Genomic DNA, 12,978 nt, shown 5'->3' with positions numbered 1-12,978 from the left:
CTTTAAGTAGGTTGGCTCACCAGCGCGAGAAGTCGGTCGAGATGCGTGAGAATTCGAAACGCCAGTGCCAGGTCGGCGTACTGGCGGCGGATAGCCTTCGGAGTCGACTCCAGCCGGGAGAACCCGCTATAGGTCGTTGCATCCCCGCATTGAGCGGCACCGTCAAAGTGATGGTCGAGAAGGTCGCCAACAAACGCGTTGTCCTCGACGATCACCGAACAAATTCCATAGACGGGATTTGCGTCGTAGCTCACGTGAAACAGATCTCGCGTTCGGCTACGGCGCATCAGCGCCCGGAGGTTGAGAACCTCGGTGCATACGCGCCGAGGCATGCCCCTGCTGCGAGCGCGAAGCCGCACCAGCTCCGGGTCGGTCATGGCGCGCCGATCACGCCACTTACCGCCGCTAAACACACACGGATCAGCGTCGTCCGGGCAAAGCTGTGGCCGAACAACCGACGGCAGATACGCGGAGCGTGTTTCTGTGTCGTCCTCGAAGCGTTCCTTCAGCGCTTCGTCCGCATCCTTGTCTGAAATGTTCGGATCGCCGTCCCAATACCAGCACGAAAATTCGTATATGAACCAGTCAGGCAGGCGGATGAACATCGTTCGGGCCGATGCGCGGTACACCGCGGCCATCACCGTTCGGAAGAGCAACGGGTGGGCCGACCGCAGTGTCTCGATCGCCCCTTCAAGCGAGTAGACCCACTCGTCTTCAAGACCGAATCCGAAAAATAGCGGCGTCGGATCCTCATCGTTGTTCCCGTTACCGAGGCCATCGAGAACATCACGAACCGCATGCGCGTCGAATAGATGCGGCGTGAATCGCAGCCGGGAAAACTGCCCATGCTGACGTCGCGTCCACGCATGAAACGCCTGCTGGAACGCGTCGCCGGCGTCGGCCGGATCATGAACATCGCCTGCGCGTAACGGCCCGTACTGGAAATGCTTAAGGACCAAATCGGACAGGTTCACGTTTTCGCGCCACTTCAACCGCACCGCGCCCGGCACCTCCGTCGAGAAGGAAGGAAGCGTCAGAAGATCAGCGGCAGGTCGACGTCCGGCAGCGGCAGCGCGTGGCGGTTGCCAGCGCGCGGCCGAGCCAGCTGCGATGCTTGAATCAGGGAGTGCAGGATCGAAGAACATTTCCGCATTTCCTCGTCATATAAAAAAACCGGCCTTTCGGCCGGTTCCTGTTGATTGAAGCCACCATCCGGAGCGGACAGGGCTTTGAGCAGATCGCGTTTACGCATGGGCACCCTTGGCACCCGCTGCGCGGACGAATTTGTAGTGCGCCACCTCGCCCTTCATGTCCGGGCCGTCGACCGCAGCGGTCGTCAGCTCCGGATACTGAGCGGTGTACAGGTCACGAACCTGATCCGGCGAGAATGCCGGGCCGGGATCCATGAGCGCCATACCGTTGTAGGTGAACTCGCGTACCAGTGCAGCAATGCTGATCGACATGATTTACCTCACAGAATCAACGAGGACAGATCCGTGCCGGCCGGCTTCTCAGCGGCAGCGGGCGCGACATCCGCCGGTGTGGCGGTCGCACCGTCTTCGTCGTCGGCGTCGCCTGCGCCCGCGTCTGCGGCCGTCGGCATCGATGCTTTCGCCAAGACCTTCTGCGCCTTCGTCGCCTGCGTCTGCTGCTGGGCTTCCAGGATCGCGTTGGTAGCCGCCACCTGTTCGCCGAGCGACTGGTGCGCCGCGGTAAAGCTACCGATCGCCGCCGCGAAACCCTCGTCGAGCTCGCTGGCCGTCGCTTTCAGGATCAACGGCTGTCGCAACATCGCGTCCTTACCGCCGGCCGGCGTCAAAAACACAACGATGTTGTCGCCATCCATCGTCAGCGACAAGACGAGTTTTTCCGCGGAACGAAGCAGCGGTTCGAGTGCTTGAAACATTTAAATCTCCAAAAAAATATGCGCCGCACGAGGCGGCGAAGAATGTTGATGCGGCTCGGCCATAAGCCGCCCGCTACTTAGAACTTGAGAACCTTCAGGAGCTTGCCCTCGTAGGTGAACCCTTCGACGGCGAGCAACGCCGTGATGACATCAGCCTTCGCCTTCGAGAACACCTTCTTGAAGTTGTCGCCCATCGCCGTGCGCAGCCCGAGCTCGTCCGCGATCACCATCATCTCGGCCTTGGTGACGAGTTCCAGAAACTCTTTGTCGAGCTTCCAGTACTGCGTCAGGTCGAGGTTGTGGTGCTTGCAGAGTTGCTTGAGATACGGAACGTCGAGGCCTTCGATCGCCGCGACGAACATGCCGGTGACCAGCGTCGCGGCCTGCTCATCCGACGTGGCGCAAGCGAGAAAAAGGGCCTTCGAGAGATCAGTTGCAGGAGCCTTCTCGTCCGTCACCTTTTCGTAGACGGATCGGAAAACGTCCTCCTTGATCTGGCGCGCGTATCCCGCGAGGACGATTGCGATCAGGTACTGTCGCGCGAGCGCCGCGTTCTTGCCGACGTCCCGCCGCAAAGCCTTGCGCCAAAGTGCCTCGCGGTACTGCTTCACCCGGTCGGACTCAGCGACGACGGTTACCGCCGTCGGCGCAGACGTATCGGATCCGCCCTTACCAGCTGCCTTAGTCGAAACGGTCGAACCCTTGGTGTCAGAGGTCGCGGCTTTCGCCGCCGCCTTCTCAGCCGTGATCCGGTCCGCGACCTTGCGCATATTGCACACAGTGTCGAAGCACTGGCCGCGGAAGGTCTTGCCGAGAGAGTCCGGCAACCCGCTGACCGCGACGCCGTAGTTCTGGCAGCCGTGGCACGCCTTCGCTTGCGCCTCGCCCACCCCGTTCGGCCCTTCGACCGCGAGTTGGACGCGCGTGTGGTTGTCACCGGCGCGCACGATCCGTACGGTCGGAAATTCGTCCCGCAAGCCGTCAGCAATCGCCTCGAGCTGCTTTTCGGTCTTTCCGTTGTAGCACTGGCGATTCGTGCAGTTACCAGTCGCTATCGACTCGCCGAACATCTCGGATTGCGTTGCCGAGTTGTGTGGGCACGCCGCGCAATCGGTTTTGTCGAAGATAGCGGCGGACAGAGAGCATGCCGCGCTCTCGACCAGCTTTCGCACGTCGGTGACGGACTTCTTCTCGGCGATGATCACCGGAAGAACGCGATCCTGATTTTCCTTGGAGAGCGCGGCCAGCAGCTCCGCATGACCAAGAAGAATCTGGCGCGTATTCAGGGCGATGAGGACTTCGTTACTGCAGTTCAGCAACGCGAGACGACTGTTGAGCGTGGGAAGGCTCCAGCCGATTCGCCTGGCAGCCTCTTCGCGATCGCCCTTGCAGCGGCCGAGCAGTCGCGCTGCGTCAACTGCTTCTTCACCGGGGGAAAGGTTCGACCGCTGGATGTTCTCGATGAGAGCGATGTCTTCAGCTTCGGCATCGTCGACAAACACCACCGTAACCGGCATGTCGTAGTCTTCACCGCGCGTTTCCATTGCGGCTTTGTACCGACGGCCTCCGGCTATCAGCTCGAAGTACTCTTCGTCGAGCGGCCGAACGATGACCGCGGTATGGACGCCGCTTACGCGGACCGTAGCCTTCATCTCCTCCATCTCGGCGTCGTCGAAGTACGTTCGGGGGTTTCGCCCGAGCTTGATCCGGCGCAGCTTGACGGTGGGTTGCTGCAGATGTGCGTGTTGCATGTCAGGTCCTCCGAAGTGGGAACCTGCCCCCGATCGGGAGTGGTTCCCGATGGGGTTGGAAAGGAATGCCGGCGACGCCGGCTGAGTCGATGCGTCAGAGACGCGGTAGATGAGGAAAAGATACCGCCTGAATTCGCGGGACTGCCGCGGAAAGCCCGAAAGAAACACCCAGCTTTCAAGCGCGTGCGCCCGCCGCGCGCATCAATTAAAAAGGCCCGATCAAATGACCGGGCCTGAGCAAAGGAACTGGGGCGTCCACTGAACGCTACGCTGCACCTTCTCCATTGACGGAGCGACTGAGCAACGTCGTGACAGCGCCGCTGACCATCCATCCAACAAACTCGGTCTCGTACGGTTGGTGGACAAGGCGATCGAGACATACCACTTCCGCACCGCCCTTCGTCACCTTTCCGAGAACTCCCGCAACGGTTGCGGTGCTCGACCCATCCCGCTTGATCGTCACCACGCCATCGCCAATCGCAACAGTCACGCGCCGTTCCGCTTTCATTACGCTGCCTCCTTCAACAATTTACGCATGTCGTACGTCTTTTCACCGTGAAGCCGTGCAATGTCTTCGACGAACGCATCCAGCAAGGTGTCCATGTGCAGAAACGCCTCGTCTTCGAGCTCGGGTGTCGCCCAGTCCAGACCTGCCTGCATCGCGTCACGCTTGTGCGCGACCATCTGGTCCTGATAGACATCGATGCTTCCGGGCAAGTGGAAGTACTCGACACTCAACCGCCCCTTGCGATTCCACCGCAAGGCCCGCCGCATCGCCTGGTACTCCGCACGCCAGGTCCACGACCGGTCGTAGAACAAGACATAGTCCGCGTTCGGGAGGTTATAGCCTGCCCGACCCGACTCCTTGGTTGAAAGCAGGCCCGTTGCGAGTCCGGTGAGGAACCGTTGGTCCTTTGCCTTCACCCGCTTGGCTATCGGGACACCGCCATGGAACAGCACCGTGTCGATCTTGCTAACGTCGAGCTCGCGGGCGATCAGATTCAGCACGCCGGGGTTTTCGGCGAAAACGATCGCCTGCTTACCTTCGGCTGCAATCTCCCGCATCCGGTCGATCACGGCACGCTGTTTGCTGGTCAGCCCACTGCGGCGCTCGATCCCCTCCATCCCGTACTGCGGATAGTTTGCGGCGAAGTGCACCGCCCGCATTCTCGCAAGGATCGTCACCAGATTGCAGGATGTACCGTCCTTCTGGCGATCTCGGTACCACGATGCGAAGTCGTCGGCCGCGCGCAAGTACATCGCGAGATGATCCGGCTCCCAGTCCACTGTGTGAACGCGGATTTCCGGCGCCTCGATCTGGATGTATTTCGCGACGTCCGGCTCGCACACCAAGCGACGCTTGAGGTGCGGCGCGAGCATCGCTCGGTAAAGCGACAGATTTCCTATCTTCGGCACTTCGCGCTTCGCCCCATCCTGCAAGTTCTCCGCGAATTGCCACGTGACCCACTCCGTCACGACGAAATCGTCTCGGAATCGATCTATGCCGCGGTCGGCGTACTCTACTGACTGGAGCCAGCTCTGTTCGAGATAGCCGCGACGATACCCGTACGGTTGAGCAGCGGTGCCATCACCCCCTGCAAATGCGATCAGACCGAACGCGTCTCGCGGGTAGTTCGGAATTGGGCTACCCGTCAGCACGTACCGCCGGCGTGCCGACAATCGCCACAGCGCACGGCTTTGCTCGCTTGTCGGGTTCGCTAGACGCTCCCCTTCGTCAGCGACCAGCAGCCCAATTCGACGCCGCAGGCGGTGCGCATACGTCGCCCGTCTCGACTGCGACGGATCGACCACCATACGCAAGCGCTCATACGAGATCAGGTTGAAGCGGCGCAGATCATCCAGATCGGCGGGCGACTCGATAACCTTGATTTCGTCCATACCAATCGGCGTTAGCGCAGCTTCGGCCAACAGCTCCGAGACCAGACGCGCTTCCACCACAATCAGCCCATGCTTGACGCCGGCCGCCAGAATCAACGCGAGCGCGAGCCGCGACTTGCCGCAGCCCTGCTCCCAAGCGATCACGCATCCCGACGGCTTCATCAGCGTCTCGATAAGATCGTCGACCTGGAATTCCCAGTCCAACCACGTGGGAATCCCGAGTGTACTGACGCGGGAACGAAGCGCCGCGGCGTGATCAGGAAAGCGCGCCGCCAACCCTTCGTGGACAACCTCCCATACCTGAGCGACGTTTTCAACCGCGAATCGCGCGTTCAGCTCGTCGACCGCGAGGCGGTACTTCGCGCCCTTGAACACGTACGCGTACGTGCCATCGGCTTCCCGCTCGAACACCACTTCGTCTCCTGCCTTGATGAGCGGGCTCGCCCACATCCGGTCGTCAACCTTATGCGTCGCACGCGCCCTGCCAACCACCGACGACGCCGATCCGGCTCCCGCCGAATACACAACGTGCCGCAACGGTGTCTGCTGCCGCAGTGATCGCCGGGATCGCGCGGCGAGGTGCTCACGCAGGCCGGGCGCGACGCTAGGTTCTCCGCCTGCGGCTCGGATACGCTCGATCAGCCTCTCGAAGGCGCCTTGCGGATCGTCCTGTACCAGATACACCTCCAGGTCGAGTAGCCCCTGACCCGCATATCGGAACCCGCGCGGCAACCGATGGCCATCCGTCGAGAAAATGCGGTGATCGTAGATAGCGTTCAGCACCATCGCTTCGGTGAATCCGCACCTGAAACCCAGTCGAATCCAGCGACCGTCATGCGCCACGCCAACGCGGGCGTCTCCGGTTACCGGTCGTGTGATTGCAGGAATGGAATCGTCGAGCGTCTGCAACTGCAGCCGTGGCCGATCAAACGACCGCTCCTCCCAATGTAGGCTTAGGAGCGGTGCGGGTCGGCCGAGGTCAGCAGCTGCACGGACGAAGTCGCCCGGCCGTGTCCTGTATCGATCGAAGACAAGCACTGCCGTCCGGACGTTTGCGCCCTCCAGCTGGAATGCGTCGTCCGGCAGCTCGAAGTAGCCGGCCAACCGTTTTGCGGCCCCGTAGTAGTGAAACGGCTTTCCGAAAGTCGCACCGGCGATTGCTTCGGCCATCGTTGCCGGTAACAAGGCAACGACCACGTTAGCAGCTTTCAGAGCTTGAGCCAGTGCATAGTCATGGGACAACGCGCTGGTGTTCGGGCCATATCGTCCGATCGTGGTGCACTCGAACGGATACAGGTGCGGCGACTCGAGGTGCAGCGAGAACGGCGGATTGATCATCGCAACGTCGAACCCGGACGGTCGGATTTCTTCCATTCCAGCCCGACGAATCGATACCTTGAAACCCGCTCCCTCGAATGCCGACTGACATGCCGCCACCGCAGGATCGTGTACATCGACGCCGTAGATCGAATGCCGCTCCGGATCACCGAACTGCAGGAGGCGCCCCGAGCCGATCGAGTTGTCGAGAACATGGACCTTGCGCTTCGGGTTAAAGCGCTCTACGAATCCCCACATATATCGGGCAACTTCGTCTGGCGTGAAAAATTGTCCGAGGTGGCGCCGTCGCGCTGCGGCCAGCTCACCGTGGTGGGCCACGCCGACATCGAGCGAACCGAGGCTTTTCATTGCCCGTAGCGGCGCATACCAGTCGCTGGCTTCGAAATCGAATGCAGTCTGCATAGAAATCTCTCGATAGAAATAGAAACGGCCCGCCGAGGCGGGCCGAAAAAGGAAGGTTGGAGCTACCGAACTATCCGCGCGATGCGAGATGTTCGGCTCCGAACTCGCTGATGAAGATCGACAGCGCATCGCCGATCGCGTGCGCGAACTTGAACTGCCATTTGTCGTTGTAGCGGACAATTTCCAGGCCAGTGAAGCTCTCCTTGTCTCGCGAGCGATACTCGTCACTCACGAGGCGGCAATGCCTTAGCTCGCCTGCAAGTGCCGCACAACCAGACTTCACGGCAAATGTCGTGAGGCCCGTCACCAGTGCTGCAACGCGGCTTTGCGAGTAGTAGCTAACGCGACGCCACCCGCTGCTGCTGAAGGAAGCTTCGCTTCCAACCGACGCCTCGATCACAATGCCGCTGTTGGTGCGCTTCATTTCTGTCGTCGGCTTCAACCAAAGCCCGTCGATGATCGCCTTGGCGGCTTGCTGATACGCGATCGATGCGCCGGCATCTCCTGCGAACTTCTGCTTGAGATGCGACCAGAATGCGTCCAGATCCGGCGTTGTGCCTGATCGAATGGCTTCGCCGATATCGATGCCTGCCGCTTCCAACTCGGCGGCTCGGTCGATCTCGATACGCGTGCCGGCGGGCGCCACTTCGCGCCGCGCGACTCGCACTACTACTTCGGAGAGGTCGACACAGAACTTCGTCAACTCTCGCTCGACCTTGTATTCGTGTCGCGAGCGTGTGGCACGCTCGTAATCTTCGCAGCCAGGAAACAGGGCGATTTCTGCGTCTGCAACTGCGCGATAGGCGTCGGCCGCTCTCGTCTGTGCCGACTTGAACTGCTCGATCAAAGCGTTGTACATGATGTGCTCCACCAGTAGAAGACGGAGCACCGCCCGGACCGGGAATGCCCCGATCGGGTTGTGTAGGAAGATTTGGTGCCACGCGAGGTGGCTGGTTGTCGATGCGTCGAAGACGCGGAGTACACGACGATCGTAGCCGCATCATTTCGGGCCACAAGGTGGAAATCACGACTGTTTGCGTGCTGCTTTCATCTCTGTTGACGGGACCAAGTTTTCCCCAAAAGCGTTGGACAACCTTGTGGAGAACGGGCGCAGACCCTTTAGTGCTGGGACCGTCGACCAGATGCTCAATTTTTAGGCATCACGGGCGGACGCAACCGGTTGAGGGGGCTTTGGAAGAAAGCTCCTGAAAAATGGTGGCCTTTCCCGGTCACCTCCTGCGCCCACCGGCTGCATGGTTGAGGTGGGCACATCCGTCGCCCTTGTCACTCCAACCGGGCAACCACACAATGATCGATCTATCCAAACGCGTCTCTCTCAGCTACGCGCAATATCTCTTCAGCCAAGCCTTGTTCGTGGGCAAATGGGCCTTCTACGTTTTCTTCGTGCTTCCGAGCGTAATCGTAGGTGGCGTGCTCGCTCTTTACAGCAACTTCTCCTTCCAGACGATTCCGCGTGAGGTTTTGCAGTTCGCCGCGCAGACAGCGGCCAATCCGCCCGCGCAGCATGGCTCGCTTTGGATCCAGGTTTGCAAGGACAAAGTTCCTGACTATGCGCTTCCGGCTTCTCCGATCTGCAAGTCGAAAGGTCTCGAGCAGCGACCGATCGAAGCACTGGCGAGGGAGGTAGGCGAGCGCCTCTCGTGGGCGTATGCGGTCGTCGTGGCACTTGCGGCAGGACTCGCAATCGTCTTCGGGCCATTCCTCAATGCTCACCGCGGGCGCCGGCGGCAAGAGAGCTAAATCCGGCCGCTGGCGTTATCGAAAGTGTTACTCCAGACTCTAGCGGTACCCAGCCCCATCGCCGTCGACCTGGTCGCTCAGCTCGCCAGTACCGGCGCGTGGCCATACATCGCCATTGGGACTGTTGCGGCCCTGCTCATCGCAGTCGTCAACACAGTCCGCGTCGTAATTGCGGCAATCCGTCGATACGAGCGCAGCCGCGCTGTTCGCATCATGCAGCTACGCCATCCGCATTGCCACGTAAAACGGCTTTCCAAGGGGCAGTGGCTCTTGATCGACAAAGACACCGGCACCGAATACGTGCCGCCACCGCTCGAACACCCACCAATCAATGAATGGATCTAGCCGCAGATTCACGTCCTGGAACACCAGCACTGCCGGTGATAGATCCGACCGCTCAATCCACCTGCCATGAACCTGTTCATTCCGATTCCACTGATGATCCTCACCCTTGCGGCGATCTTCGCAAGGCTCAGTGTCGACAACAAGGTGATCAGCGGCTGTGCAGTCGCGGTCTTCCTCGCGATCTGCTGGACGTACTCTCGCCTGTTACGCCGGCGCGAAGGCGGGAGAATACGACGCGACGAAGACGAAAAAGTCGCTATGGAGCAGCGCTATCCGTTTTGCCACGTGACGCTCCTATCGAGCGGGGAGTGGTTCCTCACCGAAAAGGCAACCGGACGCGAATACAAGGGCGGGGCCAGGGTCGGAGTTACGGCACCCGGCACCAATGAGGAAACCCGATGAACAACGTCTTCTTCTCCGGCCTTACCGTGCCGCTTAATGATGTCCAAGAGCACCCGGCTGCTTTTGTACGCCAGCTCGAGCGCGCGAAGATCAATCCGGGTTACGCGCAGTGCCTTTGCCTGGGTGCTGCGCGCCCTCTCCGCCTCCAGATCCGCCGATACGGCAGTCTGCTGCACCTCGCTGGGTGGCCGGATGAAGGGCCGATGCACGACGCCCAATCGTGTTCGTTTCACAAGGCACCGAACGAAGGCGAAAACGAGGCCGGCAAAACCCTGCCGGGCATCGTCGCGACCGCCGCGGGCTTGCGCGCAAAGCTCGACGTTGCCCTCACTCAGCGCACGGTCCGCACCGCCTCCAAGTCCGCCCGGCAAGCTAGCGGTCCGACAACCTCACGCCGCGCGGCCCCTCTTCTAGGCTTCCTGCAGGCGCTCTGGAACGTCGCCGGCCTCAATCGCTGGTCTCGCGCAGAGGGGACGCGGAACTGGGGTGTCTGCAATGCGCGCGTCCTCTCCGAGCTCGGTGACGCCGTGATCAACGGCGAGCCCGCCGAGCAGGTGCTGCACGTCATGCGTCGTTTCCAGGAGGCTGATCGCGTTGCGATCAACGCCGAATTCGATGCCTTCCTTGGCCGCGTCGGCCAGCGAGATGGAACGAACCATCGCGGCCTGGTCGTCGGCGAGATCTCAGAAATCGGCACGACGCCCTACGGCCGGTCGATCACTTTGCGCCAGAGCAAGAAGCCGTACTACTGCAGCTCCGGTTTGATCGCCCTCGCGGAGAAGCGATACGGCCACGCGCTACGCGCGCTCGGCGACCGTGCCGCGCGAGTCGTCACGATTCTCCTGATCGAGCGCACGTCCAAGGGCCATCACATCGTGGTCGATCTCGCCGCAATGCTTTGCTCGTCCACGTACATCACGTGCGATTCGATCCACGAAGTCGCTATGGCAAATCGGCTCGTTGCCGAAGGCCGCGCCTTCGACAAGCCGATCCGGCTAAACGAGGGCACCGACATGCTGCCGGACTTCGTCCTAACGGACACCGCGGAACCAACCCACATCGAGGTCTATGGGATGAATGGCCTGACCGAGTACGAGGCTCGCAAGCGGGAAAAGCAACGCCTTCGCACCGCGCGCGGCATCCAGGCAGTGGAGTGGGATATCGACCGATTTCAGCTGGCCGATGTCCGGTTCCCTCCCATTGCGCGGCGAAGGGCTGGACCTTGACATCGTCGTGCGGCCGGCAAGATGAATGCATCCTCTTAGCCTGGACGCCTCCTATGCACGGCAAGTCGCTTTTCCTCCATCGCGCGGTCTCCCGCACCGATCAGTGGGGGCCGCAGTTTCCCGCCCTCTCCATGGCATGCCGCCACCCCGACTCTTTCTCCGGTGGGCGGCAGCTCGCCGTCGCGGTGACAGACGCTCGCGGACTGCGATGCGCAGCCTTCACGAACTTCGGCGCCATCCTCGAGTTCCGCGCGTCGTGGGACGAACTGGAACGCGCCGGCACCTGGTGGCATTACGCGCGGGCATGGCATTTCTGGTTCGTTGACGATCCGCAATCCGCGCGACGAGTATTTCCTACCGATTCCGGGCAAATCGTCGTCGCATCCTCCGAATCAAGCCACACATCCAACACGTCGACCGACTCGCTCCTGTCCCTTATTCGCATTGCGGAACTGCGAGCTTCACGCGATTAACTCAGACTGGTGAGAAATAACCGGAAGGAATATTCGCGCTTTTCTCGGTATTGCCGCGCTGCAAAAACAGCAATAATGCCGGCGACGAGAAACTTACAACCTTCCGACAAATGATCGAACAGCTCTATCCATGTGAGCACTGCGGCGGCCGGCCGACCGTCGGCCGATCGCAGCGACTCGTTGATGGCGATGACAACCGCCTATTCGACTTTAGCCAGTTCGGCCGCTTCGGCGGCCCACCACGCATCGGTGACGTACAAGCTCGCCCACCCGAGGCGCCTCGGACCGAGCCCCTGGTCTGCATCTACTGCACTGGTTGCGGCATGTCGACGCCGTGGGAAGCGATCGGCGATGACGAAGCGGCCGCGAAAGACCGATGCGCCGAAACATGGAACCGACGCTTGAGCCGCCCGAAGGCAACGGCTGAGGACCTACGAAACCTGATCGAGAGAGAGCTCGGCGCCTGCGATACGCAGTTGGTGCTCGACATGTTGTCCCGCGTAGAAGGGGACTGGGACGAGATCGGTCCGATCTTCAAGATGCTGGCGCAGCGCCTGGTCGATGCTACCGTCGTCACCGTAGACACGTGGCCGATCGCACCCGTGCTCGAAGACGCGGCACGATATCGAAAGCTCGTCCAGCTGGCGAAGTGGATCGAGGTCGACGGCCGGGACTACGTTCAGTTCCCGAAAATCCATTCGCCGAACGAGCATCGAGATTTTCTGTTTGAAGACCGGATCGCGATCGCGGTCGACGCCATGCCGGACCGTGACCGTTGGTAGCAGGCGAAGGCCGCGACATGTCGGGCTATCAGGCGCCGGACGGATATCATTACGTACTCGACCAACTACAAAATCAGAACCATGCGAGGAACAATAAAGTGGTTCTCGAAGGATAAGGGCCACGGCTTTATCCACGGGGAAGCAGCCACTGACTATTTCTTTCACGTCAGCGACGTCATCGGAGCCGAGGCGCCACGCGACGGTGACATCGTCGAATTCGACGCCACTACGAACAATCGAGGTCCGCGCGCGGCCAAAGTGCGAATCGTCGAAAGGCAATCGCGAGCGTCCGCCTCGCAACATCGCGATGATCGCGTCGAATGCATTGCATGCAAGAAGAAAATGGTCCCCCGGATCATCACGCATCGCGGGCGGCCTGAGCGCTCCGTGTGTCCGTACTGCGCAGCGACGTTCAAACGGTTCGGCATGTGCTTCATCGCGTCCGCGGTCTATGGCGACTACAACGCACCGGAAGTCCTTGCTCTCAGGGGATTCCGAGACAATGTCCTCCGGACCACGAAGCCGGGCCGATGGGCGATCCGAATGTACTACCAGGTATCGCCACCGCTCGCGCGATTCCTCCATGCGCACCCGAAGCTCGCGCATCACATCAAGCCAATACTCGACGCAGTCGTTCGCAGAGTTCGGCGGCGCTCGCATTGAAATCGGGATAGGGGCAAGCCTCGCGACTCG

General features: G+C 60.9%; 13 protein-coding genes. 7 read left to right on the top strand and 6 right to left on the bottom strand.

Features of this window, described 5'->3' with window-relative positions:
- Positions 1-2: 2 nt before the first annotated feature.
- The 6 genes from HWX14_RS16650 to HWX14_RS16625 form a co-directional block, all read right to left on the bottom strand.
- Positions 3-1,145 carry a PRTRC system protein F gene (locus HWX14_RS16650; protein ID WP_151062620.1) on the bottom strand — a complete coding sequence of 381 codons (1,143 nt, stop codon included), beginning with the start codon at positions 1,143-1,145 and terminating at the stop codon, positions 3-5.
- Between the two features lie 99 nt (positions 1,146-1,244).
- A complete protein-coding gene (locus HWX14_RS16645; protein ID WP_046424183.1) occupies positions 1,245-1,463 on the bottom strand; it encodes a PRTRC system protein C in 219 nt (72 codons plus the stop codon).
- 8 nt (positions 1,464-1,471) lie between these two features.
- Positions 1,472-1,906, bottom strand: coding sequence for a PRTRC system protein E (locus HWX14_RS16640; protein ID WP_062911835.1), 435 nt, complete (start codon positions 1,904-1,906; stop codon positions 1,472-1,474).
- Between the two features lie 77 nt (positions 1,907-1,983).
- Positions 1,984-3,657 carry a PRTRC system ParB family protein gene (locus tag HWX14_RS16635; protein ID WP_151062621.1) on the bottom strand — a complete coding sequence of 558 codons (1,674 nt, stop codon included), beginning with the start codon at positions 3,655-3,657 and terminating at the stop codon, positions 1,984-1,986.
- 507 nt (positions 3,658-4,164) lie between these two features.
- Entirely contained in the window at positions 4,165-7,296 is a 3,132-nt protein-coding gene (locus HWX14_RS16630) for an SNF2-related protein (protein ID WP_233629406.1), read from the bottom strand.
- A gap of 70 nt (positions 7,297-7,366) precedes the next feature.
- Positions 7,367-8,155 carry a hypothetical protein gene (locus HWX14_RS16625; protein WP_151062622.1) on the bottom strand — a complete coding sequence of 263 codons (789 nt, stop codon included), beginning with the start codon at positions 8,153-8,155 and terminating at the stop codon, positions 7,367-7,369.
- Between the two features lie 449 nt (positions 8,156-8,604).
- Here HWX14_RS16625 and HWX14_RS16620 point away from each other — a divergent pair, with 449 nt between their 5' ends.
- The 7 genes from HWX14_RS16620 to HWX14_RS16590 all read left to right on the top strand — a co-directional run bounded on the left by HWX14_RS16620 (position 8,605) and on the right by HWX14_RS16590 (position 12,948).
- On the top strand, positions 8,605-9,057 hold the full coding sequence (locus HWX14_RS16620; RefSeq protein WP_151062623.1) for a hypothetical protein: 453 nt from the start codon (positions 8,605-8,607) through the stop codon (positions 9,055-9,057).
- Between the two features lie 24 nt (positions 9,058-9,081).
- Positions 9,082-9,402, top strand: coding sequence for a hypothetical protein (locus HWX14_RS16615; protein ID WP_062911832.1), 321 nt, complete (start codon positions 9,082-9,084; stop codon positions 9,400-9,402).
- 66 nt (positions 9,403-9,468) lie between these two features.
- Positions 9,469-9,804 (top strand): hypothetical protein, encoded by a 336-nt coding sequence (locus HWX14_RS16610; protein WP_151062624.1) that lies wholly within the window; start codon positions 9,469-9,471, stop codon positions 9,802-9,804.
- The gene (locus HWX14_RS16605) at positions 9,801-11,030 is read left to right on the top strand and encodes a DUF1173 family protein (RefSeq protein WP_151062625.1); all 1,230 of its coding nucleotides are present in this window, start codon (positions 9,801-9,803) and stop codon (positions 11,028-11,030) included. The genes HWX14_RS16610 and HWX14_RS16605 overlap by 4 nt, the downstream gene beginning before the upstream one ends.
- A gap of 53 nt (positions 11,031-11,083) precedes the next feature.
- On the top strand, positions 11,084-11,503 hold the full coding sequence (locus tag HWX14_RS16600) for a hypothetical protein (RefSeq protein WP_151062626.1): 420 nt from the start codon (positions 11,084-11,086) through the stop codon (positions 11,501-11,503).
- A gap of 110 nt (positions 11,504-11,613) precedes the next feature.
- Positions 11,614-12,285 (top strand): Lar family restriction alleviation protein, encoded by a 672-nt coding sequence (locus HWX14_RS16595; RefSeq protein WP_151062627.1) that lies wholly within the window; start codon positions 11,614-11,616, stop codon positions 12,283-12,285.
- A gap of 81 nt (positions 12,286-12,366) precedes the next feature.
- Positions 12,367-12,948, top strand: a complete 582-nt coding sequence (locus HWX14_RS16590) for a cold shock domain-containing protein (RefSeq protein ID WP_151062628.1) — start codon at positions 12,367-12,369, stop codon at positions 12,946-12,948.
- Positions 12,949-12,978 lie beyond the last annotated feature (30 nt).

It is taken from the genome of Burkholderia sp. BCC0044 (genome assembly GCF_902832955.1).
GTDB lineage: Bacteria > Pseudomonadota > Gammaproteobacteria > Burkholderiales > Burkholderiaceae > Burkholderia.
This window is presented reverse-complemented; position numbering and strand designations above follow the sequence as displayed.

Bases quoted from the DNA above. Each gene is read 5' to 3' on its own strand.
- HWX14_RS16640 (WP_062911835.1), bottom strand. From the start codon at position 1,906: ATGTTTCAAGCACTCGAACCGCTGCTTCGTTCCGCGGAAAAACTCGTC.
- HWX14_RS16630 (WP_233629406.1), bottom strand. From the start codon at position 7,296: ATGCAGACTGCATTCGATTTCGAAGCCAGCGACTGGTATGCGCCGCTA.
- HWX14_RS16635 (WP_151062621.1), bottom strand. From the start codon at position 3,657: ATGCAACACGCACATCTGCAGCAACCCACCGTCAAGCTGCGCCGGATC.
- HWX14_RS16605 (WP_151062625.1), top strand. From the start codon at position 9,801: ATGAACAACGTCTTCTTCTCCGGCCTTACCGTGCCGCTTAATGATGTC.
- HWX14_RS16590 (WP_151062628.1), top strand. From the start codon at position 12,367: ATGCGAGGAACAATAAAGTGGTTCTCGAAGGATAAGGGCCACGGCTTT.
- HWX14_RS16600 (WP_151062626.1), top strand. From the start codon at position 11,084: ATGCACGGCAAGTCGCTTTTCCTCCATCGCGCGGTCTCCCGCACCGAT.
- HWX14_RS16625 (WP_151062622.1), bottom strand. From the start codon at position 8,155: ATGTACAACGCTTTGATCGAGCAGTTCAAGTCGGCACAGACGAGAGCG.
- HWX14_RS16595 (WP_151062627.1), top strand. From the start codon at position 11,614: ATGATCGAACAGCTCTATCCATGTGAGCACTGCGGCGGCCGGCCGACC.
- HWX14_RS16620 (WP_151062623.1), top strand. From the start codon at position 8,605: ATGATCGATCTATCCAAACGCGTCTCTCTCAGCTACGCGCAATATCTC.
- HWX14_RS16645 (WP_046424183.1), bottom strand. From the start codon at position 1,463: ATGTCGATCAGCATTGCTGCACTGGTACGCGAGTTCACCTACAACGGT.
- HWX14_RS16610 (WP_151062624.1), top strand. From the start codon at position 9,469: ATGAACCTGTTCATTCCGATTCCACTGATGATCCTCACCCTTGCGGCG.
- HWX14_RS16650 (WP_151062620.1), bottom strand. From the start codon at position 1,145: ATGTTCTTCGATCCTGCACTCCCTGATTCAAGCATCGCAGCTGGCTCG.